The following is a 233-nucleotide window of genomic DNA, read 5'->3' on the forward strand; positions in this document are numbered from 1 at the left end:
GTTACATGGACAGGCTTAAGTGTTCCAAATTCAGGAACAATTACCTTAACCTTTGATGCTGTAGTTGATGCGCCAACAGGAGCAGCCAATGAATATATAAACACAGCTGAGATTACAGCGAGTGATCAATTTGATCCCGATAGTGATCCAACTAGTGATGCTAATACTGATGATAATGGCGATGGAATTTCAGATGATGATGAAGATAGTATTGGAGTAGTTCCAGAACAATC

At 39.5% G+C, this 233-nt stretch carries 1 protein-coding gene; it reads left to right on the top strand.

All coding sequences use genetic code 11. The features are described from left to right. Window positions 1-233 (top strand): hypothetical protein (locus Q1A15_RS20990; protein WP_299628416.1); only part of this gene is annotated, 233 nt, incomplete at both ends.

This window comes from uncultured Tenacibaculum sp. (assembly GCF_947495995.1).
Taxonomy (GTDB): Bacteria; Bacteroidota; Bacteroidia; order Flavobacteriales; family Flavobacteriaceae; genus Polaribacter.